Below are 21,029 nucleotides of genomic sequence, written 5' to 3' on the forward strand. Positions count from 1 at the left end.
GGCTGGCGCACTCTTTTTCCTAGCCATTATGAAAACAGCCTCTACTTCTAGTGTAGGCGTGCTTGTGCACGGCTATAAATTCATCATGACGGCCTGCGGAGCTCTTGCCGCCATTATCTTCGGACTCATGAGCCTACTGATTGGCTTTGATGTGATCTTGCGTAACTTGGGCTACGACTGGATTCCCTCCAGCGTAGAGCTGTCTGAGTACATGCTTATGATTGCCACCTTTGCTGGTGCGCCTTGGCTCTTGTATCACAACGGCCACATACGTGTGGATGTGATCGTTAACAAACTCCCCACCAGCATTGCCCGCCAACTTGAGGTGCTGTGCAACCTCCTAGGCATTGTAGTTTGTGCCACACTGACCTGGCAGTCCTACGTCATTGCCATGGACAACGCCACCAACGGCACATTGGTCTTTAAAGAACTGGTGTTTCCAGAATGGTGGTTAAACCTACCTTTACTCGCGGCCAGTACGCTACTAACCATTGAGTTCTGCCGTCGCTTGTACCAGTCTATTCACCCACTACGTCAGCAAGGAAACTAATCATGGACTGGCCACTCGCGTTGGGACTGATGCTAGGTTCCCTCTTTTTCTTCATGGCTATAGGCATGCCTGTGGTATTTGCCTTTTTGGCCGTTAACTTAATTGGTGCATGGGTGTTTTTGGGCGGCGAAATGGGCTTAGGCCAATGGGTACGCAACACCAACTCGTCACTGATTAGTTTCTCCTTAACCCCTATTCCCTTATTTGTGCTGATGGGAGAAGTGTTATTTCACACGGGATTAGCCTTTAGAGCGATTGATGCCATTGAAAAAGCCATTTCTCGCGTACCCGGAAAACTGTCTATCGTCAGTATTTTAGGGGGCACTACCTTCGCTACGCTATCTGGTTCATCTATTGCTAATACGGCCATGATGGGCGGCATGATGATGCCTGAAATGATGCGACGCGGTTACCACCCTACTATGTCCATGGGCCCCATCATGGCCGTAGGTGGTATTGCCATGCTTATCCCGCCGTCTGCCTTAGCTGTCATGATGGGTAGCTTGGCAGGCATCTCTATTGAACGCTTGCTGATAGGCGGCATCTTGCCTGGTATTTTGATGGCCGTAGGCTTTTTAGGCTATGTAGTGATTCGCAGCATTATGCGTCCGCAAGACGCTCCCGTTAGCGAACAAGACGACTCTGGCTTAAGCGGTTGGCAAAAATGGGGGCCTTTCTGCAAAAACGTGCTGCCACTTTTGGCGATTTTCGTCGCGGTAGTGGGCTCTATGCTTATAGGTTGGGCATCCCCCACCGAGTCTGCTGCCATTGGGGTATTAGCGTCGGTAATCGCGACCTTTGCCTACCGCGTTTTCAGCCTGCAAGCCTTATGGAAAAGCTTAATTGAAACCGCCAAAGTGTCAGTAGTGATTCTGTTTATTCTGGCGGCCTCTACCACCTTTGCCCAATTGCTCAGCTTCTCGGGTGCGAGCACAGGCTTTTTAAACCTAATACGCGGCTTAGACTTGTCTCCGGCGATGCTGATTATCTGCATGCTCTTGGTACTGCTGATTATGGGTATGGTGCTGGATCAAATCAGCATGATGATGATCACCCTGCCCTTTTTCATGCCCCTTGCACTGGCCGCCAATATTGATACGGTATGGCTGGGTGTAATGATGCTTATTGCGCTGGAAATAGGCTTGCTCACGCCCCCCTTCGGCTTATTGCTGATCGTGATGCAAAGCGTGGTTCCCCCCGCGATACGACTGCCACAAATTTATAGAGCTGCCGTACCCTTTATTACCATTGAGCTCGCGGTATTAGTGGCGGTATTTTTCATCCCCGTGATTGCGGTGGGCCTGCCCAATTTGATTAAGTGATCCCTATGAAAATAGCCATTATCGGAGCAGGAGCCATGGGCAGTCTGTTTGGCAGCCTGCTGAGCAAAGTTAGCCAGCCCGTTTTGTACGACCTGAATACCCCACATGTGGATGTGATTAACCGACGCGGTTTGTTGGTGTCCTACCCTGACCGCACCGACACCATTCACATGCGCGCGGTCTCTACTGCCGACGACTTAGAGGCTATGGATGCGGTCATTTTGTTTGTAAAGCATCCCTATACCCAACAAGCACTGCTAGATGGCCTGAAAAAGGCCATCACCCCCAGCACGCTAGTGGTCAGTTTGCAAAACGGCTTAGGCAATACCGAGTTAATGCAGCAAGTGCTAGACCCTGCACAAATCGTGTATGGTTTCAGCACTCTCACCAGCGACTTGGTAGAACCTGGCCACATACACGTTACCTGTGATTTAAGCCTGAACACGGCTATGTGGCCGTTAAATCATCAACCCAGCCCTGCGTTAAAACGCTTGTGCGAATTGATGAACCAAGCCGGCCTAAACACCACCATTTCCGCCAATGTAGAACACGATATTTGGATGAAGTTGCTGGTTAATGCGTCACTAAACAGTTTGTGCGGCATACTGCAGCAACCCGTAGGCCAAGTGGTAGACCTCCCTGAGTCTCGTCAGTTGCTTGAGCACATAGTCTATGAAACCGCCGATGTCGCTCACGCCAAGGGCTTAGCCATATCTAGGGACAATGCTCTACAGCATGTGCTGCATGTAGCCGAACGCACACGTGACCACGTCCCTTCTATGGCGATTGATATACGTAACCGTAAACCTACTGAAATCGAAGCCATTAACGGTGCCATCGTCAGGCATGGCAAAGCGCTGCGCGTAGCCACACCCTTTACCGAATGCACCGCTAATTTGGTGCGCAGCTTGCAACAGCATTACCCTACTGCGTAACCTGTATTGCACTACCATGCAAACGGCCCATGAAACATCATGGGCCGTTTGCATGGTACTTACTGCCGTATTAGGACACGGTTTCTGCTTCGGTATGCAGTCTAAAACGTTGCAACTTACCCGTAGACGTACGTGGCAAGGTTTCTACAAACACCACCTGACGTGGGTATTTATAGGGCACGGCATTTTGCTTAGCAAAGTCTTGCAGCGCTTTCACCATCGCCTCACCAGTCTCGTGACCAGCCCGCAGCACCACAAAGGCTTTTACCACTTGGCCACGTAATTCGTCGGCTACCCCCACTACGGCACATTCCGCTACGGCTGGGTGCATCAATAGCACTTCCTCTACCTCGATGGCCGCAATGTTGTAGCCTGCTGAAATGATCAAATCGTCTGTACGCGACTGGTAGTAGAAATAACCATCTTTATCCATGACGTACGCATCGCCCGTCACGTTCCAGCCATTTTGCACATACACTTTTTGACGGTCATCTGCCAAGTAACGGCAACCCACCGGGCCTTTAACCGCCAAACGACCTACGGTACCCGGCGGCACTTCATTACCGTTATCGTCCAATACGGCAGCTTTATAGCCCGGAACCGGCTTACCTGTTGCACCAGGGCGTACATTGCTTTCATCGTGCGAGATAAAAATATGCAGCATCTCGGTGGCACCAATACCGTCTATAAGCTCTATACCGGTGGCGTCACGCCATGCTGTGCGAGTAGCCACAGGCAAAGATTCCCCAGCCGACACACACTTACGCAATGTGCCGTTTCGTAGCACATCACCATGCCCTGCTAGCACGCGGTAAGCCGTAGGTGCCGTAAACAAAATCGTGGCACCAAACTCTTGTACTGCCGCCAGCAACGGTTCAGGGGTACTTTTTTCCAGCAGCACCGTGCTTGCCCCCACACTCATGGGAAACAGCACCAAACCACCCAAGCCGAAGGTAAAAGCTAACGGCGGGCTACCAATGAACACATCATCCGCCACGGGCTTCAAAATATGCTTGGCCCAGCCATTACAAATCGCCATCACATCACGATGAAAATGCATGGTGGCTTTAGGAATACCGGTAGTGCCCGACGTGAAGCCAAACAAGCAGTTATCTTCCGCTGCCGTGTCTACGTTTTCAAACTGTGGCGACACCTGTGCCATCAATGCTTCTAGACCATCCGCCGCATCAGTGTTGTAGAACAAAACATGTTGTAGCACTGGCTCTTGCTCTTGCTCTTGCGCTTCTAGCAAAGCTTCCGCTAACGCCGCATCGCACAATGCAAAGGTAGATTGCGATACCGACACAACTGGCGTGAGTTCTTTCACACGCAACAATGGCATGGTGGTGACGGCAATACCGCCCGCCTTCATCACCGCAAACCAGCACGCGACTAACATAGGGTTATTGGCGGAACGCAGCAACACACGATTACCGGGCACCAAGCCCATGTTTTGCACCAGCACGTTCGCGATGCGGTTGGCTTTCTCTTGTAAATCGGCGTACGTCCACGTCAAACCTTCGGCGCGTATACATACTCTGTCGCCTCTTCCTTCGGCTACATGCTTATCCAATAACTCTGTGGCGCAGTTCAGTTTTTCCGGAAATTGATACTCTGGCAAATCAAACAGTAACTCTGGCCACCATTCTCGTGGTGGTAGGTTATCGCGGGCAAAAGTATCTTGGTGTGCACTGTACATAGGTCTCCTCCTGCTTATTTTTGTCGTCTTAGCACCGCACTGCCCTGCAAACGTCCCGGCTTATACTCCCAGGTACGTTTTCCAAAGACTGCGATCGCTATCCAGTTCTGCCGACGAACCCTCCCACGCCACATGTCCTTTTTCTAGGATCACATGTCGGTCCGCCAGCCTAATTAATCGCTGTACATATTTATCTACAACCAGAATGGTCTGGCCTGCTTCGCGCAACATATCCAAACAACGCCAAATTTCTTCGCGCACCAAAGGCGCCAAGCCTTCGGTAGCTTCGTCCAAGATCAACAGTTTGGGGTTGGTAGACAAGGCTCTACCAATGGCCAGCAATTGCTGCTCACCACCTGATAATTGGCTACCCAAGTTGCGGTAGCGCTCTTTAAGCCTAGGAAAAATCGAGTAGATACGGTCTAAGGTCCAGCGGTCTTGCTGGCCACTGCGATTATCGGCAAAAGCAATTAAGTGTTCTTCTACCGTGAGGTTTGGAAAACACATGCGCCCTTCTGGCACGATGGCAATACCACGCCGCGCAATGGAATCCGCTTTAAGGCCATTGAGTTTTTCACCCGCAAAGTGGATCTCCCCGCCCTTAGGTTTTAATGCACCAATAATGGTTTTGATGGTGGTGCTTTTACCCATGCCATTACGTCCTAGCAAGGTCACTACCTCGCCTTCACGTATCTCCAGCCCTACGCCAAACAACACTTGGCTTGCGCCATAACCCGCTTCTACATTTTTGCAGGACAGTAAGGTCCCAGTATTGGTGCTACTCATACCATTGCCTCCACTGCATCGTCTTCGGTACCCAAATACACTTCTTGTACTTGCGGGTGATTACGTATTTCGTCAGCCGTGCCGGACGTCAGTATGCGGCCGTACACCAGCACAGAAATACGGTCGGCCAACTGGAATACCGCATCCATGTCGTGTTCAATTAGCAAGATGGTGGTTTCTTTACGCAGTTCGCGAATAATGCCCACCATTTGCAGGGAGTCTTCTGGCCCCATACCCGCCATGGGTTCGTCCAACAACAGCAATTTAGGGCGTGATGCCAAGGCTAACGCCACATCTAACTTACGCTGTACGCCATGCGGCAAAGTGCCAGCAATACGGTGCAAGTGCTGAGTAAGGTCTAACTTAGCGGCCAATTGCTCGGCATGCTCTTGCAGCAAAAGCTCATTAGAGCGACGCGACAAAAACCTAAAGCTGGTGCCTGAATGCGCCTGCACGGCTAGCATCAAGTTGTTCAGTACTGTGTCTTGCCTGAAGATATTGGTCACCTGAAAGCAACGTGCCATCCCAGCACGTACGCGTAAGTGCGAAGGCATGCCCGTAATGTCTTTGCCATCGAGTACCGTGCGGCCCTGATCGGCAGGAATCAAGCCAGAGATCAGGTTAACCAAGGTAGATTTACCCGCACCGTTAGGCCCAATCAACGCATGGATTTCGCCTTTTTCAACGGTTAGTGACACATTGTCTGTGGCCAGCAAACCGCCAAAGCGTTTCACTACTCCTTCGGTTTTAAACAAACTCATGCTGTTTTCCCCTTTGTTTCAAACCATGCAGCAATACCTTTAGGCGCCACAAAGACCACAAACAACAGCAATAAGCCCATAGGCCAGTGCCAGTAATCGGTGTACATGCGCAGCACTTCTTCCAGTACCAACCACACGCCAGCACCAATCACACCGCCCCAGCGGTTACCTACGCCACCAATCACCACCATCACAATCAATACCGCCGAGTGCGTCCACAGCATGAGCGAAGGACTAACAAAACCGTCGTTGCTGGCGAGCAAGCCGCCGCACAAGCCAGCTACGGCACCCGCCCCCACAAAGGCCACCAAACGCAGTCTGAACACAGGAAAACCCAGTGCGCCCATACGGGTTTCGTTATCGCGGGTACCTTTTAAGGCATAGCCATACTTAGAAACCTCTAAACGGCTATTTAGCGCAAACACCACGGCAGCAATCACCAACACCACACCATAAAAGCCGTACGACATGTCGTCTAACCAGCCGCCCATGGAAAGCGGGGTATAAATGCTGTAGCCGTCATCTCCGCCAAAAATACGCAGCGACATGGCGAGGTAATGCAGCATCTCCGCAAAAGCCAGTGTAATCATGATGAAGTACACGCCACGGGTACGTAGCGCCACCAGGCCAATCAATAACGCAGCCACACCTGACACGGCCAGTGCCATCAGCCATGCAGCCCATGCCGAGCTGTAACCGGCTTCTACGCAAGCGACGACGGTGTAAGCCCCCACGCCGATAAAGCCCGCATGTCCCAAGGCCACCAAACCACCGTAACCTAAAATGAAGTTCAAGCTAGTCACCGCCATCATCATGATGAGCAAGCGGTTCACAAAGCCAATGTAATAGTCCAGCTCTAGCGCCTGTAGCAACCACGGTAGCGCTGCTAATACCGCAAACACTAGCCATGGAAAGAGCTTCCCAGCCGTGCTGGAACGCTGAGCGGGTTGAGCCTGTTCTGAAGTCATGGCAATAGTCATGTTGTAGTCTCCACTCAGGCACGTGCAGGGAACAGCCCTGCAGGTTTAAATGTCAGCACAATCGCCATCAGCAAGTACATCGCGATACCAGCCAATGCAGGTGCCAAATCCGCGGCCAAGGCAGGAGAGAGAATTTCGCGCAAAATAGGAGGCAAGAAAGCACGGCCTGATGTATCGACCAAGCCCACAATCATCGAGGCCACAAAGGCGCCGCGTACAGAACCTATGCCACCAATCACAATGATGACCAAGGCAGGGATCAAGATGGATTCGCCCATCCCGACTTGGACGGCACTAATGGGGCCCATCAAAGCACCGGCCAACGCCGCTAATGCCGCCCCCACCAGAAATACGAACGAGAAAATGTGCCCGACTCGTACGCCCATGAACTCAGCCATAGAACGGTTAGACGCGCCCGCACGTACCAGCATCCCGATACGGGTGTGATTCACCAGCACATACAGCGCTACCGCCACTAACAGCCCCGCTGCTAACAGCATTAATCGGTAGGCTGGGTAAGGCAAACCAGGAATGAGTTCTATAGGCATGGACAAGGCTTCTGGCATGGGCGCCATAATAGGCGCCGCACCCCAGATGGCTTTTACCGCGTCATCGGCCAGCAAAATAATGCCGAACGTCGCCAGCACCTGCGCGAGGTGATCGCGCCGGTACAAATGCCGCATGATCAGGAACTCCAGCACCCAAGCAACCACTACCGTGGCAGCGATGGCGACGGCTAAGGCCAACCACATAGACCCACTGGCCACATGCACACGTGCCGCCACATAGGCACCCACCATGAACAACGAGCCGTGGGCTAGGTTCATGGTATCCATAATGCCAAAGACTAAGGTCAGACCTGCTGCAATCAAAAACAGCATCAGGCCAAACCCCACCCCATTTAGCAATTGCTCAGTAATGAAGATCCCGTTCATGCTTACCGCCTTTCCTTACATCTTGCATTGAGCAACGTAAGCATCTTGGTGCTGTTCAAGCACTGTACCTACCAACTTGTTCGTCAAGTTGCCGTCGCTATCTTTTTCTACTACACGAACGTAGTAGTTCTGGATGGGGTAATGGTTAGCGCCGTAAGTGAAGTCACCACGCACCGATGCATAGCTAGGGTTTTCTAAGGCTTTCACCAACGCATCTTTGTCTTGCGCGCCACCGGCATCACGTACGGCGGCGTCCATCGCCATGATGGTGTCGTACGCCATCGCCGCATAAACCGATGGGTAACGGCCGTCGTACTTCTCGCGGAACGCGGCTACGAACTCGGTATTGGCTGGCAATGGCAGATCATGCGCCCAGTGCGCGGTGTTCTGTACGCCCAGCATGGCTTCGCCCACCGCTGGAATAATGTCTTGGTCAGCCGAGAAGCCTGGGGCAATCATTGGAATGTCTTGCAAACCACCCGCCACGTACTGCTTCACAAAGTTAATACCCATGGTGCCGGGCAAGAAGAAAAACACGGCATCTGGTTTTTGGCTACGAATCTGCGCGATTTCGGCGGCGTAATCGATTTGACCTACTTTGGTGTAGATTTCATCGCGAACTTCACCTTCGTACAAACGCTTAAAGCCATTCAAATGGTCTTTACCTGCTGGGTAGTTAGGCGCAATGATGACCACATTGCTGTAGCCTTTTTCGTTGGCTAACTTACCACCGGCTTCATCGTAAGTATCGTTCTGGTACTGACCAAAGAAGTAAGGACTGCAACGCTCGCCGGCAAACTGGCTAGGGCCGGGGTTACTAGACAAAAACGGTACTTTGGCACGGAATAACGCAGGGGCTACCGCCAACGCTGCATTAGACGGGATAGGCCCCGTAAACATGTCGATTTTTTCACGCTGCAAATAGCGGTTCACCAACTGCGTTGCCTGCTCGGGGCTACCGGCATAGTCTGTTTTGATGAACTCTGCGGGCTTGCCACCTAAGGTGCTGCCCAGCTTTTCAATCGCCAAATCAAAACCATCGCGTGCTTCAGCACCTGAGGCGGCAAAAGGGCCGGAAATATCCAGTGCGATCCCCACTTTAACGGGATCATCTGCCCATGCTGACATACTGACACCAGCCGCCAACAGCGCTACTGTTAAACGGCGCGGAGCAAAGCCCAACCAAACTGATGTATTCATTGATGTCTCCTTATTCTGATTTTTCCACCACTGGCCAGTCAATGTGGGAATCAATAATTGATGCGATGATGAGAAATCCCGCCTGCCCTGTTACTCTTAGAAAGAGCCAAGCCTAGCGTGTCACACTGGCAATGTTTACTTATGTATTATTCATTTCTAAACTAAATATGCGTAATTGGTGAAAGCCCTAATACTTTTTTTAGGCAAAAAAAACGGCACCAATAATCGTTAGTGATTACTGGTACCGTAAAAAAACTGCAATGCCTGCACGACAACAACGGCAACTTGCAGCCATTACAGCTTCTGGAATAGCGTATTACGCACCCTTAGCTTGCAGGGTTCCAAACTGACCTTGCCAATACAATAAAGGCGAAGACATATTTTCCTGTGCTATTTGCACATGCAGCACACGTGCCACTACAACAGCATGGCTATGGCACATCACAATTTCCTCCACCTCACAGGCAAAAGCGGCAGCAGCCTCATCTAGCAACCACACGCCATGATGCTGGCTCCATTGCGCACCTTCGTAGCGCTGCTCACCCTTCACCCCACCCGCTCCCGCAAAACGCATGGCTAGGTTGTCTTGATTGGCCTGCAACACGTTGACGCCAAAGCGGCCACTTCGTTCAATTAACGGCCACGCCGAGGCTTGACCATTGATGCACACCAATAGCTCTGGCGGCTCTACCGAGACCGAACTTACTGAGGTAACCGTCAAACCCGATCGTGTGCCTTGAAAGTCGGCGGTAATCACACTAATAGCACCGGCCAAATGTCGCATGCCTTGCTTATAGCTATGGCTATCCACAATAGTCGTCATAGTCATGCTGCACTCCGGTTAAGGGCGTATGCCTCGTGCGCGCAGCAGAGGCAATACTTCATCGCGGAAATACGGAAACTCACTGGCATAATCAAAGAACGATAATGTGGTGCCTCTAAAGCCCGCGTCATGCAAAGCACAGATCAAATCAGCCACGCGCTCGGGAGTCCCCACCAGCGGGAAACCGCCATGCCCTACTGTCATGCGTTCGCGTATTTGTGCCAGTAACTCGTGCGGGAAAGAATGCGCATGCGCAAACTGTAAGTTCACCAAGTTTTCTACCGCCCCTTCATCGGCGTTATCCAACATACGCTGCCATTCGGCATCCGCCTCGGCTTGGATAGGCCTACAGATCACATGCGAAAACGTCATAACACCCACATCACGACCTTTTTCTTGAGCTTTTTGTTTAAGCTCAGCCACTTCTTTGCGCGAACGCTCCAGCTCCATGGCTGGCGTAAATAAGAAGTCGGCATTCTGACTCGCAAAATCACGTCCTTGCCCAGAACCAGCGGCATTAAAAATAGGCGGATGGCAATCGGGGCGCGGGTCGCCGTGCACTTGGTGCAAGTTGAAGTATTTGCCTTCCCAATCAAAACGGCCTTCGTGATCCCACAGTTTACGCACCACATCAAACCATTCTTGAGCGTAGCCATAACGTGTTTCATGATCATTAGGCAGGTCCAAGCCCAGTGCATCGTATTCAGGCTTATTCCAGCCCGCCACAATGTTTAGCCCCACGCGATTGCCACTCATTTGTGCCATGGTGGCAATTTGCTTTGCCAACACTACCGGGTGGTTAGCCACCGTATGCACCGTCGCAAAAATGTTGATGTTTTTTGTATGTGCCAGCAGCGCGGTGGCCCAAGTGACGGTTTCTAGTACATAACCATGAAAATCGGTTTCCCCACGGTAGCCCACCCAACGGGCGATAGGCAGCATAAAGTCTATGCCCGCATCGTCTAGCAACTTGGCGAGTTTAAGATTGTTTTCCCACGTCGCTTGCCAGCGGTCGGGCAACATAGATACCGTCATCCCGCCACCGCAATTACTGGCAAAGGTGCCGAGTAGAAAATGCTTACTTTCCAGCAAACTATTCTGATTCACGGTTGTCTCCTGTGTGCGATTTACTTTATTACTGAGTGAAATTCTAGGAATCTCACTCACCACCCGCTATCAAGAAACTTCAGTACTATCTAAAAAACACAGAAAATTACGCTAAGGAAAACCAGCAGCATCACACCACTCAACACACTGCTCAGCACTACGTGAATACACCAATAGGTTATATATAAACTATTTACTACTATAGTAAATTCATGAATTACGGGTGGTGGCCATTATGCAAAGCGCGCTGCAACACCATAAGCAGTTACGCTCTACAGACCCAGAGCAAGTGCAATCGCATATTGCACAGGTGCTGTGCGCCCATCAGCTACACCTTCGTAACCCCAAACAAGCCCTAAATACCGAACTGTATTATCGCGCGGGTACGCATTTAGGCTTTGGACGACTGCGTTACGGCACCACCGTACACATTGCCCCAGAGCCCCTGCAAGACTTCTACCTGCTACAGCTACCCGTGCACGGCAAAGAACAATTGCATCTGCATAACCAACGTCTGGATTACGGCCTTACGGTTGCTGCCATCATCAACCCCGAGCAAGAGTTTGATATGCAGCACACCGACACCATCAACAAGCTCTTTGTACGTATTAATAGGCGCAGTCTAGAACACTTCTTCCAGCAACATTACCAACGACCCTTACAGGGCAATCTGCATTTTTCTCCCCTGCTTTCCCTACAGCACGACGCGGGAAATAGCTTATGGCATGTGCTGCAATGGCAATTTGCAGAAGCCTCAGACGGCGTACTGTTTGACCGCCCCGACGCGAGGCAACGCTTAGAAGAAACCTTTTTGGCTACCTTGCTAGACTTATGGCCACACAATCAACCTTTGCAGGTAACGGGATCTATCACCCCACACGCCATTAAAAAAGCCAAGGACTATATCGCACAGCACCTAGAACAAGCGCTTACCATTAGCCAAATCGCCACGGCGGCGGATATTAGCAGCAGTAGCCTATACAACGGCTTTAAAAGTTTTGTGGGATTAAGCCCCATGCAATATGTAAAGCAGCAGCGTTTGCAGCACATACATCAACGACTACTGGATGCCGACCCTAAGTCGGTCACGGTGACAGAATTAGCACTGCAAACAGGGTTTTGTCATTTAGGGCAATTTTCTGCTGATTATCAAAAGATGTTTGGCGTGAAGCCCTCGGTGACCTTACAACGTTAAGGCGTTAGCATTCCCCATCTTCTTGACGGCAGTCAAACACAGGTTGGCAGTCTGGGCTAAGATTGCGACAACGTTGCCCTACCCGCGCAATGCACCATGGAAACCTTTATGCGCCTTCGCCTGCTCTCCCTGCTGGTCACTACGCTGACGGCATCACTACTCTCAACGACGGTACTCGCCCAAGAAAAACAGAACGAATGTGGTGAGCGAGCCGAGCAAATCTTGCGTGCGCTGTACCCTCAGGCTCAAAAAGTATCCGAGACTGACTTTGCTGTGGATGATGCTATGGCCAGAATCTCTACGGATAGCTACCTAGGGCTGTCACCCTATGCCATGGTGTGCAGACAATGGCCAGCACAACCCGAACACCTGTTAGTTGCACTGCCTCTACTTACCGACGAAGGTGACCACGTTGCCTCCGGTGATCTCGTCGTCGCTGTACTACGTCATGACAACCTAAACCCCGTTGCCCAATACCGCATCGAGGGACTTATTGACGACGATGCCATTAGCCTAAGTCTGCTAGATATAGACACGGCAGTATATAGGTTGGTAGAAGGCCGTTTGGCCTTTGGTGTACGCCTGTCTCGCCGAGGCGCATCGCGCGTGAACCCGTTTTATCAAACAGGCTTGTTCTTATTCAATCTTAAAGACACTACACTGCGTCCCATCCTGCTTAATCTGGAAGTAGAACGCCATACAGGTGAGTGGGACGGCATGTGCAATGGCACATTTTCTAGCCTGACACGTACCTTAGCTGTAGGAAGGCCTAATCAACACCGAGGCGCTGATCTTCTGATTACCACCAAAAGCAACAGCTCTGAAGCCAAGGCAGATCAGGAAGGCGATTGCGATGAGCAAGTCGTAGAAGACACCACCACACGTAGCCGCTTGCAATACAACGGACAGCGCTACAGCGTGCCGCAGGATATGCGCATGTGGTAAGTAAAACTTGCTAGATACAACAAGGGGGCTTACGCCCCTTTTTTTTACTGCTGAGATTTTTGCTCTCTAACCGTTGCCACCGCAAACAGCGAAATCACCGCCGTCAGCACGATGTACACCGCAACAGGTGTCCACGAGTTATCGTATTTATCCATCAACCATGTAGCGATCAATGGCGCTGTACCACCGGCCAACGCTGCACCAATCTGGTAACCCAAAGTGATACCGGTGTAGCGAACACGTGTTGAGAAAATTTCCGAGAACATAGTACCCAATACAGCGGTAATAGGTGCCCAGATAATACCCAAACCCACAACGGTCGCAATCAACAACATGGTGGTGCTACCGCTATCCAGCATCATGAAGTATGGGAAAGCGTACAGACCCATTGCCACAGCACCCAACATAAACAAGCGCTTACGGCCTACGTAGTCAGAGCACAAGCCCATCAACGGAATGCAGATAGTGGTCACTAAAGTAGCAATCGTTACCGCGTTCAATACGTCAAAGCGGTTGAAATCCAATGCACCTGTGGCGTAACTCACTACATAGGTAGAGAAAATGTAAAACGGGGCTGTTTCAACCACTTTTGCACCAATAGCAATCAACACTTCACGTCGGTGCGTGGTCAGTGTTTCCATAATGGGCATACGTGAAATATCGCCGCTTTCTTTGGCTTTTTGGAAGGCCGGTGTTTCATCAATCCCGTTACGAATCCACAAGCCCAGCAATACCAGACCAGCACTCGCAATAAATGGAACACGCCAGCCCCATTTCAGGAAATCCTCATCGGGCAGCAAGCTCATCAATGTCATGGCCAACGTCGCCAGCAACATACCAATAGTCACACCCATTTGCGGCACACTACCGTACAAGCCTTTACGGTTTTTTGGAGCGTATTCGTAGGCTAGCAGCAAAGCACCACCCCACTCACCACCAATCCCCAAGCCTTGAATTAAGCGGAAAACAATCAGCAAGATTGGTGCCAACATACCGATGTCATCGTAGCCTGGCAACAAACCAATCATGACGGTTGCACCTCCCATCAATGACAAGGTAATTACCAGCGTACGCTTACGACCAATACGGTCACCAATGTGCGCAAAAATAAAACCACCCAATGGGCGAATAAAAAATGTGAGCGCAAAAGACAGGTATGCCAGCATCAACCCAACGACTGGGTCAACGGTAGGAAAGAACACTTTATTAAATACCAACCCTGCGGTGGTGGCATATAGAAAGTAGTCAAACCATTCAATGGAACTACCCGTTAAACTCGCGATAAGTACGCGTTTATGCGAAACCTTTGACGCTACTGCGGCCTCGTTTTGTTGACTCACTATGTCTCCTTGGTCTGAATACGCTGGCGTTTACGGAAGCTGCCCACTTCTCTACAAACACAGCCCTACGTTGTCGCTGCATAAGCATCAGCGACAAAAACAACCGAGAGTATAATGAGGTTGCACCTTTTGGATTATAGGGGTTTACCCGTTATCCCTATGAGACGTCATTCTTATTGTTCTTCAGGTGCTTTTACTTTTTCAAATAGACCTTGGCCACGCGTCATATTGGTAAACGCGTTCTCGAATTCAGGCACGTTTTCTACGGGAATCGCTACGCGCCACACTACGCCTTCAGCATCAAAATCTTCAGTGACCACTTGTACGCCGTGCTGTTCAAATCGCGAGCGCACCAATGCCATATCACTAAAGCTGCAACTACAGTCTATTTCAGACAAGGCGATAATTTCGCGTTTATCGGCCAATCGCAAGCATTGCGCTGCGACACCTCCATACGCCCTCACCAAACCACCTGTGCCCAGTTTTACGCCACCAAACCAGCGTATCACCAGCACGACTACCTCGTCGCATTGCTGCCCTTCTATGGCTTGCAGTATGGGTTTGCCTGCTGTGCCGCCTGGTTCACCATCGTCGTTAAAACGGTAGTTATTGCCTATTTTGTAGGCCCAGCAGTTGTGTGTAGCATCTGGAACACTATACGCATCTAAGAAGCGCATAGCATCTTCCACTGTGCTAACAGGGGCAGCTATAGCCAAAAAGCGGCTACGTTTGATGTCTTCTTCAAACTGATGTACCCCCGTCAAACTGCACAGCATACTCACTCCGTTAGGAATCTAAACCACGGTAGGTTAAGTAGTCGTCGTAGTTACCCACGAAGTCTTCAATCTTACCGTCAGGCATCACTTCCAAAATACGTTGGGCCACGCCACCCACGAACTCACGGTCATGGGAAACCACGATCAACGTGCCTGGGTATTTTTCCAACGCCATTTGCAAGGATTCGATGGATTCCATATCCAAGTGGTTGGTTGGTTCATCCATCAACAACACGTTATGTCTGCCCAACATCAGGCGACCAAAACTTAAGCGGTTTTTCTCACCACCAGACAGTACGTTAACGGATTTATTGATTTCATCTGCCGAGAACAACAAACGTCCCAATACCGAACGCATGGCTTGATCGTCATCGCCTGCTTTGCGGAACTCGCTCAACCAATCAAACAAGTTGGCATCCGTGTCGAACTGGTCCGATACGTCCTGCGCCATGTAGCCAATGTCAGCATTTTCAGACCAAGTTACCGTACCGGAATCGGCTGCCAAGTCTTGTGCTAGCATGCGCAGCAAGGTGGTTTTACCTACGCCGTTTGCGCCCACAATCGCAATACGTTCACCCGCCTCTACGGCCAAATTCAAACGGTTCACAATAGGACGGTCGTACGATTTGCTAAGCAATTCAGTTTTCACCGCCAAACGGTGCAACGGCTTGGTTTGCTCAAAACGAATGTATGGGTTCTGACGTGAAGAAGGTTTTACCTCTACGGTGTCAGACTTAATTTTATCGATCTGTTTGATACGTGCTGTCGCCTGTCTGGCTTTGGATTTGTTGGCCGAGAAACGGCGCACAAAGTCTTGCAAGTCAGTAATGCGTTCTTTGGCTTTGGCGTTCGCATTCAGTTGACGCTCACGTGCCTGTGTAGAGGCCAGCATGTAGTCATCGTAGTTGCCAGGGTACACACGCAACTCACCGTAATCCAAGTCAGCCATGTGCGTACACACCTGATTCAGGAAGTGACGGTCGTGACTGATGATGATCATGGTGCTTTGGTAGCTGTTCAGCACGTCTTCCAACCAACGGATAGTGTGAATATCCAAGTTGTTAGTAGGTTCGTCTAGCAGCAATACATCAGGGTTAGAGAACAATGCCTGAGCCAACAACACACGCAGCTTCCAGCCAGGCGCAACTTGCGACATCAGCATAGTGTGTTGCTCAACCGGAATTTCCAAGCCCAACAACAATTCACCTGCACGCGATTCGGCTGTATAGCCGTCGTATTCTGCAAATTGTGTTTCTAGGTCTGCTGCTTTTAAGTAGTCTTCTTCGGTGGCTTCAGGATCCGCGTAGATTGCATCACGCTCACTCATGACCCGCCACATTTCTGTGTGCCCCATCAAGACTACATCCAGCACGCGTTGGTCTTCAAACGCAAACTGATCCTGACGCAGTTTACCCATACGCAGGCCCGGATCCAGCGTCACGTTACCGGAAGTGGCTTCTAAATCGCCGCCGATAATTTTCATGAACGTAGATTTGCCGGAACCGTTGGCACCAATCAAGCCGTAACGGTTACCGCCGCCGAACTTGACGTTCACATTTTCAAAAAGAGGTTTGGCACCAAATTGGATGGTGAGATTTGCAGTGGAGATCACGCTATTTATAATTCGCTAAAAACTAAAACCTTCAAGTGTAGCAAGGGCTGTGACAAAGCACAGCCCATACACTCCCCTAACCAACACGCCTTTAGTCGTGGTGGTGTTCGTCTATCAATAAATACGCCATATCATCTTCCCAAGCCACTCCCACCTGCTTACCTACTGGCAAGGTGGCTTTGACTTCGGTATGCCCGTAAGGCAAACCACGAATAATGGGCGTTTTTGTGTGGGCTCGTAACCACTGAATGGCGGCCTCCAAGTCGAAACCTTGGTCGTCGTCACTCAGTCTATAGCTACTAAAATCACCCAATACAATGGCGTGCTGCTTATCTAGCACACCGGAATACAGTAATTGGCTAAACATACGTTCTATACGATATGGGTGCTCACCCACATCTTCCAAGAACAGAATGCCTTTTTCTATGTTGGGGAAATACGGTGTGCCCATTAACGAGCACAACATGGCCATATTTCCGCCCCACAACACACCACGCTCATCAACAGGGTCTGAACCAAAGGACTCAAAACTGAGCACCTCTAATTCGTGGCGCATGGTTTCGGCAAATAAATCTGCCGTTAGGTCGTCTACTTCTTCGGCACCAAAGTCAAAGGCAGCGCAAGGGCCGGCATAACTAATCGCCCCCGTTTGTGCCAACAAGGCCAAGTTAAAGGCCGTGAAATCACTGTGCCCCACATAGCGCTTGCCGCTATCGGCAATGGCTTTCCAGTTAATGTGCGGCAACAGCCTAGACATGCCGTAGCCACCACGGCTCGCCAACACAATGCTTTGATCGGCATGGATAGAACGCTCGATCGCAGCCAAACGTTGCTCGTCTGTGCCCGCAAAACGTTGGTGCCTAGCCAGCACATCTTGATCTAGCACGGTTTCAAAACCCAGTGTTTTCAGGCTTTGTGTTGCTCTTTCTAGCTGGACTGCTTCTTTAACAGCACTGGACGGTGAAATCACATAAATCGCATCATGGTCATGATGATGGGCACTGCAGGTACAAGAATGGGGATGATGCTGACTCATGGTTTCGCTGGCTCACTTAAGTAAACAAAAACAAGAGAGTGCGCCTTGCTGTCAAAGCTAACAAGGCACACCTACAAGTGAATTACGCTTTTTCGCTATCGTTTTGGCTTTCGCCATCGCACTGACTGCTGCTTTGGCTTTCGCCGTCGCACTGACTGTTGCTTTGGCTTTCGCCGTCGCACTGACTGTTGCTTTGGCTTTCGCCGTCGCACGCCTTACGTCGTGCTTTGTGTTGGGCACGCCGTTCTTTGAAGAAACGTCGTAATAAATCGGCCGCCTCTGTTTCGCGCAGGCCTTGTTCAACCGTAGTTTGATGATTTAACTGAGACTGCTGCTGCAAGCATAAAACACTGCCGCAAGCCCCTGTTTTAGGGTCGGTAGCGGCATAGACTATTCTGCCCACACGTGCATGTAACATAGCCCCCATACACATGACACAGGGTTCTAGCGTGACATACACACTGGCACCTGGCAGCCGGTAATTTCCTACATGAGCCGCCGCGGCTCGTAAGGCTACGACCTCGGCATGGGCGGTAGGGTCTGGCGTGGTAATTGTACGATTATACCCCTCGCCGATGATTTTCCCTTGTATGTCTACTACCACAGCCCCCACAGGCACTTCACCACACGCCCATGCTTGCATCGCTAGCTCTAGCGCGCGATCCATGTAGGCTTGCTCAGCCTCGGCACTGAAGATTTGCAGATCCACCCTTTACCACCCTACCTGATTAGGCAAATCCCCAGTCGCGACTTTGCTACTAGCGCTCATCTGTAGCGAGGCACGTATACTAGAGGACATTCCTATTTTTGATGTTCGCATTCATGTCAAACTCCATGAACACATCCGACTCTACTGTTATACAGATTGACGGACTATCTAAGCGCTATGCCAATGGCTTCCAAGCGCTAGACAATGTCAGCCTGAATATTAAACGTGGTGAGATTTTTGCCTTATTAGGCCCAAACGGCGCTGGCAAAACCACACTTATTAGCATTATATGCGGACTGGTAAACGCCAGTCACGGTTCTGTGACGGTGGATGGCTTTGATTACAAACGCCACTACCGACAAGCCCGCTCACGCATAGGCTTAGTGCCCCAAGAAATTGGTGCCGAAAGTTTTGAAAACGTCTTGAACAGCGTGAGCTTTAGCCGCGGCCTATTTGGTAAAGCCCCTAACCCCGAACTCATCGAGAAAATCCTCAAAAGCCTAAGCCTGTGGGATAAGCGCACCAACCCGCAAATTGCCTTATCCGGGGGGATGAAGCGCCGCGTACTCATTGCCAAAGCCTTATCGCATGAACCGGCTATTTTATTCTTGGATGAGCCTACCGCGGGTGTGGATGTCAGCCTACGCCAAGACATGTGGGCATTAGTACGCCAACTGCGCGATCAAGGTGTCACCATTATTTTGACCACGCACTACATTGAAGAAGCCGAAGACTTGGCTGATCGAGTGGGCATTATTCAAGGCGGCAAACTGCTACTGGTAGAAGACAAACAGCAATTAATGCAAAAATTTGGTGAAAAAACCATGCGTTTGCAATTGCAAAACCCTATTACCGCCCTGCCCGGTGACCTCGCCGATTTAGGTTTAGTGCTCACAGACGACGGTATGGCCTTGCTGTATCACTATAAAACTGATGATGCCCAACTGAGTATTGCCAATATTCTCAAGGCCATTGAGCTGCACCATATCGCTGTTCAGGATATAGACACCCACCGTAGTTCGTTAGAAGAAATCTTTGTCAGCCTCATGGAGAAACCGGCATGAACCTGCGTGCTTTATTCGCTATTTATAAGTTTGAAATGGCACGTACACGGCGTACTTTAATGCAAAGTATTATTGCCCCCGTCATTTCTACTGCACTGTATTTTGTGGTGTTTGGTGCGGCCATAGGCCCACGTATTCACGAAGTGCAAGGTGTAAGCTACGGTTCGTTTATTGTGCCGGGTTTGGTGATGCTGTCGGTGCTAACGCACAGTGTGTCCAATGCCTCGTTTGGTATTTATTTTCCACGGTTCTCACGCACTATTTACGAGATTCTATCGGCCCCCGTGTCGTACACCGAAATCACCTTAGGTTTTGTAGGTGCTGCCGCGACCAAATCCATTATTTTGGCCACCATCATTTTGATTACGGCCAAACTCTTCGTGCCTTTCCATGTAGAGCACCCATTTTGGATGGTCGCCTTTTTGCTACTGACGGCACTAACCTTCAGTTTGCTGGGTTTTATTGTGGGCTTATGGGCAGATAACTTTGAAAAGCTGCAGTTAGTGCCCATGTTGATCATTACCCCACTGACTTTCTTGGGGGGTAGCTTTTACACCGTGGACATGCTGCCCAGCTTTTGGCAAAGCGTCAGCCTGTTGAACCCTGTGCTGTACTTGGTCAGCGGGTTCAGATGGAGCTTTTATGGTGTGGCCGACGTTAATGTGGCATTAAGCCTGGGCATGACCTGCTTATTCATGCTGCTTTGTGTTGCGGTCATTGCCCAGATTTTCCGTACTGGTTACCGGTTACGCCCCTAAAGGCGAAAGCCGATTAATCGCGGAAGTTTTCAAACTGCAGCGGCAACTCTACATCGCTTTGTTTGAGCAAAGCGATGGCCTGCTGTAGGTCGTCACGTTTTTTACCCGTAACACGCAGCTTTTCACCCTGAATTTGGGCCTCAACTTTGATTTTCGCGGCTTTAATAGCAGCAATCAATTTTTTGGAGGTAGGCTGATCAATACCCTGTTTTACCGTAATCGCCTGACGGGCTTCTGCCACGTTTTCTAGCGGATCAGCGGTTTCCAAACAGCGCACATCAATATTTCGCGCCGCAATACGTGCACGCAAAATAGGCATCATTTGTGTCAACTGAAAGGTGCTAGGCGCGTATTGTGTCACCACATATTCGTCTAACTCAAAACGTGCGTTGGTGCCTTTAAAGTCAAAGCGGTTCACCAATTCACGGTTGGCTTGGTCCACGGCATTTTTCAGCTCTTGTTTGTCTACCTCTGAGACAACGTCAAAAGAAGGCAT

Annotated in this window: 21 protein-coding genes; 7 read left to right on the forward strand and 14 right to left on the reverse strand. The window is 50.5% G+C overall.

Annotation, left to right across the window (positions count from 1 at the left end):
* The first annotated feature begins 28 nt into the window (after positions 1 to 28).
* From GY634_RS13155 to GY634_RS13165, 3 genes are read left to right on the forward strand one after another with little or no spacing between them, the layout of a single operon-like run.
* Positions 29 to 550, forward strand: a complete 522-nt coding sequence (locus GY634_RS13155) for a TRAP transporter small permease (protein WP_166409189.1) — start codon at positions 29 to 31, stop codon at positions 548 to 550.
* A gap of 2 nt (positions 551 to 552) precedes the next feature.
* Positions 553 to 1,872: a TRAP transporter large permease gene (locus GY634_RS13160; protein WP_166409190.1), complete on the forward strand. Its 1,320-nt coding sequence runs from the start codon at positions 553 to 555 to the stop codon at positions 1,870 to 1,872.
* A 5-nt stretch (positions 1,873 to 1,877) separates the two neighbouring features.
* A complete protein-coding gene (locus GY634_RS13165; RefSeq protein WP_166409191.1) occupies positions 1,878 to 2,807 on the forward strand; it encodes a ketopantoate reductase family protein in 930 nt (309 codons plus the stop codon).
* Positions 2,808 to 2,877: 70 nt separating this feature from the next.
* Here GY634_RS13165 and GY634_RS13170 read toward each other — a convergent pair whose 3' ends face one another.
* The 8 genes from GY634_RS13170 to GY634_RS13205 form a co-directional block, all read right to left on the reverse strand.
* Positions 2,878 to 4,506: an AMP-binding protein gene (locus GY634_RS13170; protein ID WP_166409192.1), complete on the reverse strand. Its 1,629-nt coding sequence runs from the start codon at positions 4,504 to 4,506 to the stop codon at positions 2,878 to 2,880.
* Between the two features lie 60 nt (positions 4,507 to 4,566).
* Complete coding sequence (locus GY634_RS13175; RefSeq protein WP_166409193.1) at positions 4,567 to 5,292, reverse strand: ABC transporter ATP-binding protein; 726 nt, start codon at positions 5,290 to 5,292, stop codon at positions 4,567 to 4,569.
* Positions 5,289 to 6,053 (reverse strand): ABC transporter ATP-binding protein, encoded by a 765-nt coding sequence (locus GY634_RS13180; RefSeq protein WP_166409194.1) that lies wholly within the window; start codon positions 6,051 to 6,053, stop codon positions 5,289 to 5,291. The genes GY634_RS13175 and GY634_RS13180 overlap by 4 nt, the downstream gene beginning before the upstream one ends.
* Positions 6,050 to 7,033, reverse strand: a complete 984-nt coding sequence (locus GY634_RS13185; RefSeq protein WP_242683708.1) for a branched-chain amino acid ABC transporter permease — start codon at positions 7,031 to 7,033, stop codon at positions 6,050 to 6,052. The genes GY634_RS13180 and GY634_RS13185 overlap by 4 nt, the downstream gene beginning before the upstream one ends.
* A gap of 14 nt (positions 7,034 to 7,047) precedes the next feature.
* Entirely contained in the window at positions 7,048 to 7,968 is a 921-nt protein-coding gene (locus tag GY634_RS13190; protein WP_166409195.1) for a branched-chain amino acid ABC transporter permease, read from the reverse strand.
* Positions 7,969 to 7,983: 15 nt separating this feature from the next.
* A complete protein-coding gene (locus GY634_RS13195) occupies positions 7,984 to 9,168 on the reverse strand; it encodes an ABC transporter substrate-binding protein (RefSeq protein ID WP_166409196.1) in 1,185 nt (394 codons plus the stop codon).
* A gap of 316 nt (positions 9,169 to 9,484) precedes the next feature.
* Complete coding sequence (locus tag GY634_RS13200) at positions 9,485 to 9,997, reverse strand: flavin reductase family protein (protein WP_166409197.1); 513 nt, start codon at positions 9,995 to 9,997, stop codon at positions 9,485 to 9,487.
* A 12-nt stretch (positions 9,998 to 10,009) separates the two neighbouring features.
* Positions 10,010 to 11,098, reverse strand: coding sequence for an LLM class flavin-dependent oxidoreductase (locus tag GY634_RS13205; RefSeq protein WP_166409198.1), 1,089 nt, complete (start codon positions 11,096 to 11,098; stop codon positions 10,010 to 10,012).
* Positions 11,099 to 11,333: 235 nt separating this feature from the next.
* On the opposite strand from GY634_RS13205, the gene GY634_RS13210 reads away from it, so the two are divergent.
* Positions 11,334 to 12,293, forward strand: coding sequence for an AraC family transcriptional regulator (locus GY634_RS13210; RefSeq protein WP_166409199.1), 960 nt, complete (start codon positions 11,334 to 11,336; stop codon positions 12,291 to 12,293).
* 108 nt (positions 12,294 to 12,401) lie between these two features.
* The gene (locus tag GY634_RS13215; RefSeq protein WP_166409200.1) at positions 12,402 to 13,238 is read left to right on the forward strand and encodes a PA3715 family protein; all 837 of its coding nucleotides are present in this window, start codon (positions 12,402 to 12,404) and stop codon (positions 13,236 to 13,238) included.
* Between the two features lie 44 nt (positions 13,239 to 13,282).
* Here the strand turns inward: GY634_RS13215 and GY634_RS13220 are convergent, their stop codons facing one another.
* The 5 genes from GY634_RS13220 to tadA form a co-directional block, all read right to left on the reverse strand.
* Positions 13,283 to 14,578 carry an MFS transporter gene (locus GY634_RS13220; protein ID WP_166409201.1) on the reverse strand — a complete coding sequence of 432 codons (1,296 nt, stop codon included), beginning with the start codon at positions 14,576 to 14,578 and terminating at the stop codon, positions 13,283 to 13,285.
* Between the two features lie 173 nt (positions 14,579 to 14,751).
* Positions 14,752 to 15,354, reverse strand: a complete 603-nt coding sequence (locus tag GY634_RS13225; protein WP_166409202.1) for an IMPACT family protein — start codon at positions 15,352 to 15,354, stop codon at positions 14,752 to 14,754.
* Between the two features lie 10 nt (positions 15,355 to 15,364).
* Positions 15,365 to 16,966, reverse strand: coding sequence for an ABC-F family ATPase (locus GY634_RS13230; RefSeq protein WP_166409203.1), 1,602 nt, complete (start codon positions 16,964 to 16,966; stop codon positions 15,365 to 15,367).
* 91 nt (positions 16,967 to 17,057) lie between these two features.
* Positions 17,058 to 18,002 carry an LD-carboxypeptidase gene (locus GY634_RS13235; RefSeq protein WP_166409204.1) on the reverse strand — a complete coding sequence of 315 codons (945 nt, stop codon included), beginning with the start codon at positions 18,000 to 18,002 and terminating at the stop codon, positions 17,058 to 17,060.
* Positions 18,003 to 18,084: 82 nt separating this feature from the next.
* Complete coding sequence (gene tadA, locus GY634_RS13240; RefSeq protein ID WP_278249042.1) at positions 18,085 to 18,711, reverse strand: tRNA adenosine(34) deaminase TadA; 627 nt, start codon at positions 18,709 to 18,711, stop codon at positions 18,085 to 18,087.
* A 125-nt stretch (positions 18,712 to 18,836) separates the two neighbouring features.
* Between tadA and GY634_RS13245 the strand changes: the two genes are divergently transcribed.
* Positions 18,837 to 19,775 carry an ABC transporter ATP-binding protein gene (locus tag GY634_RS13245; RefSeq protein WP_166409205.1) on the forward strand — a complete coding sequence of 313 codons (939 nt, stop codon included), beginning with the start codon at positions 18,837 to 18,839 and terminating at the stop codon, positions 19,773 to 19,775.
* Positions 19,772 to 20,533, forward strand: a complete 762-nt coding sequence (locus GY634_RS13250) for an ABC transporter permease (protein ID WP_166409206.1) — start codon at positions 19,772 to 19,774, stop codon at positions 20,531 to 20,533. The genes GY634_RS13245 and GY634_RS13250 overlap by 4 nt, the downstream gene beginning before the upstream one ends.
* 13 nt (positions 20,534 to 20,546) lie before the next feature.
* Here GY634_RS13250 and GY634_RS13255 read toward each other — a convergent pair whose 3' ends face one another.
* The gene (locus GY634_RS13255) at positions 20,547 to 21,029 is read right to left on the reverse strand and encodes a YajQ family cyclic di-GMP-binding protein (RefSeq protein ID WP_166409207.1); all 483 of its coding nucleotides are present in this window, start codon (positions 21,027 to 21,029) and stop codon (positions 20,547 to 20,549) included.

The sequence above is a fragment of the Paenalcaligenes suwonensis genome (genome assembly GCF_011290505.1).
GTDB classification, from domain to species: domain Bacteria; phylum Pseudomonadota; class Gammaproteobacteria; order Burkholderiales; family Burkholderiaceae_B; genus Paenalcaligenes; species Paenalcaligenes suwonensis.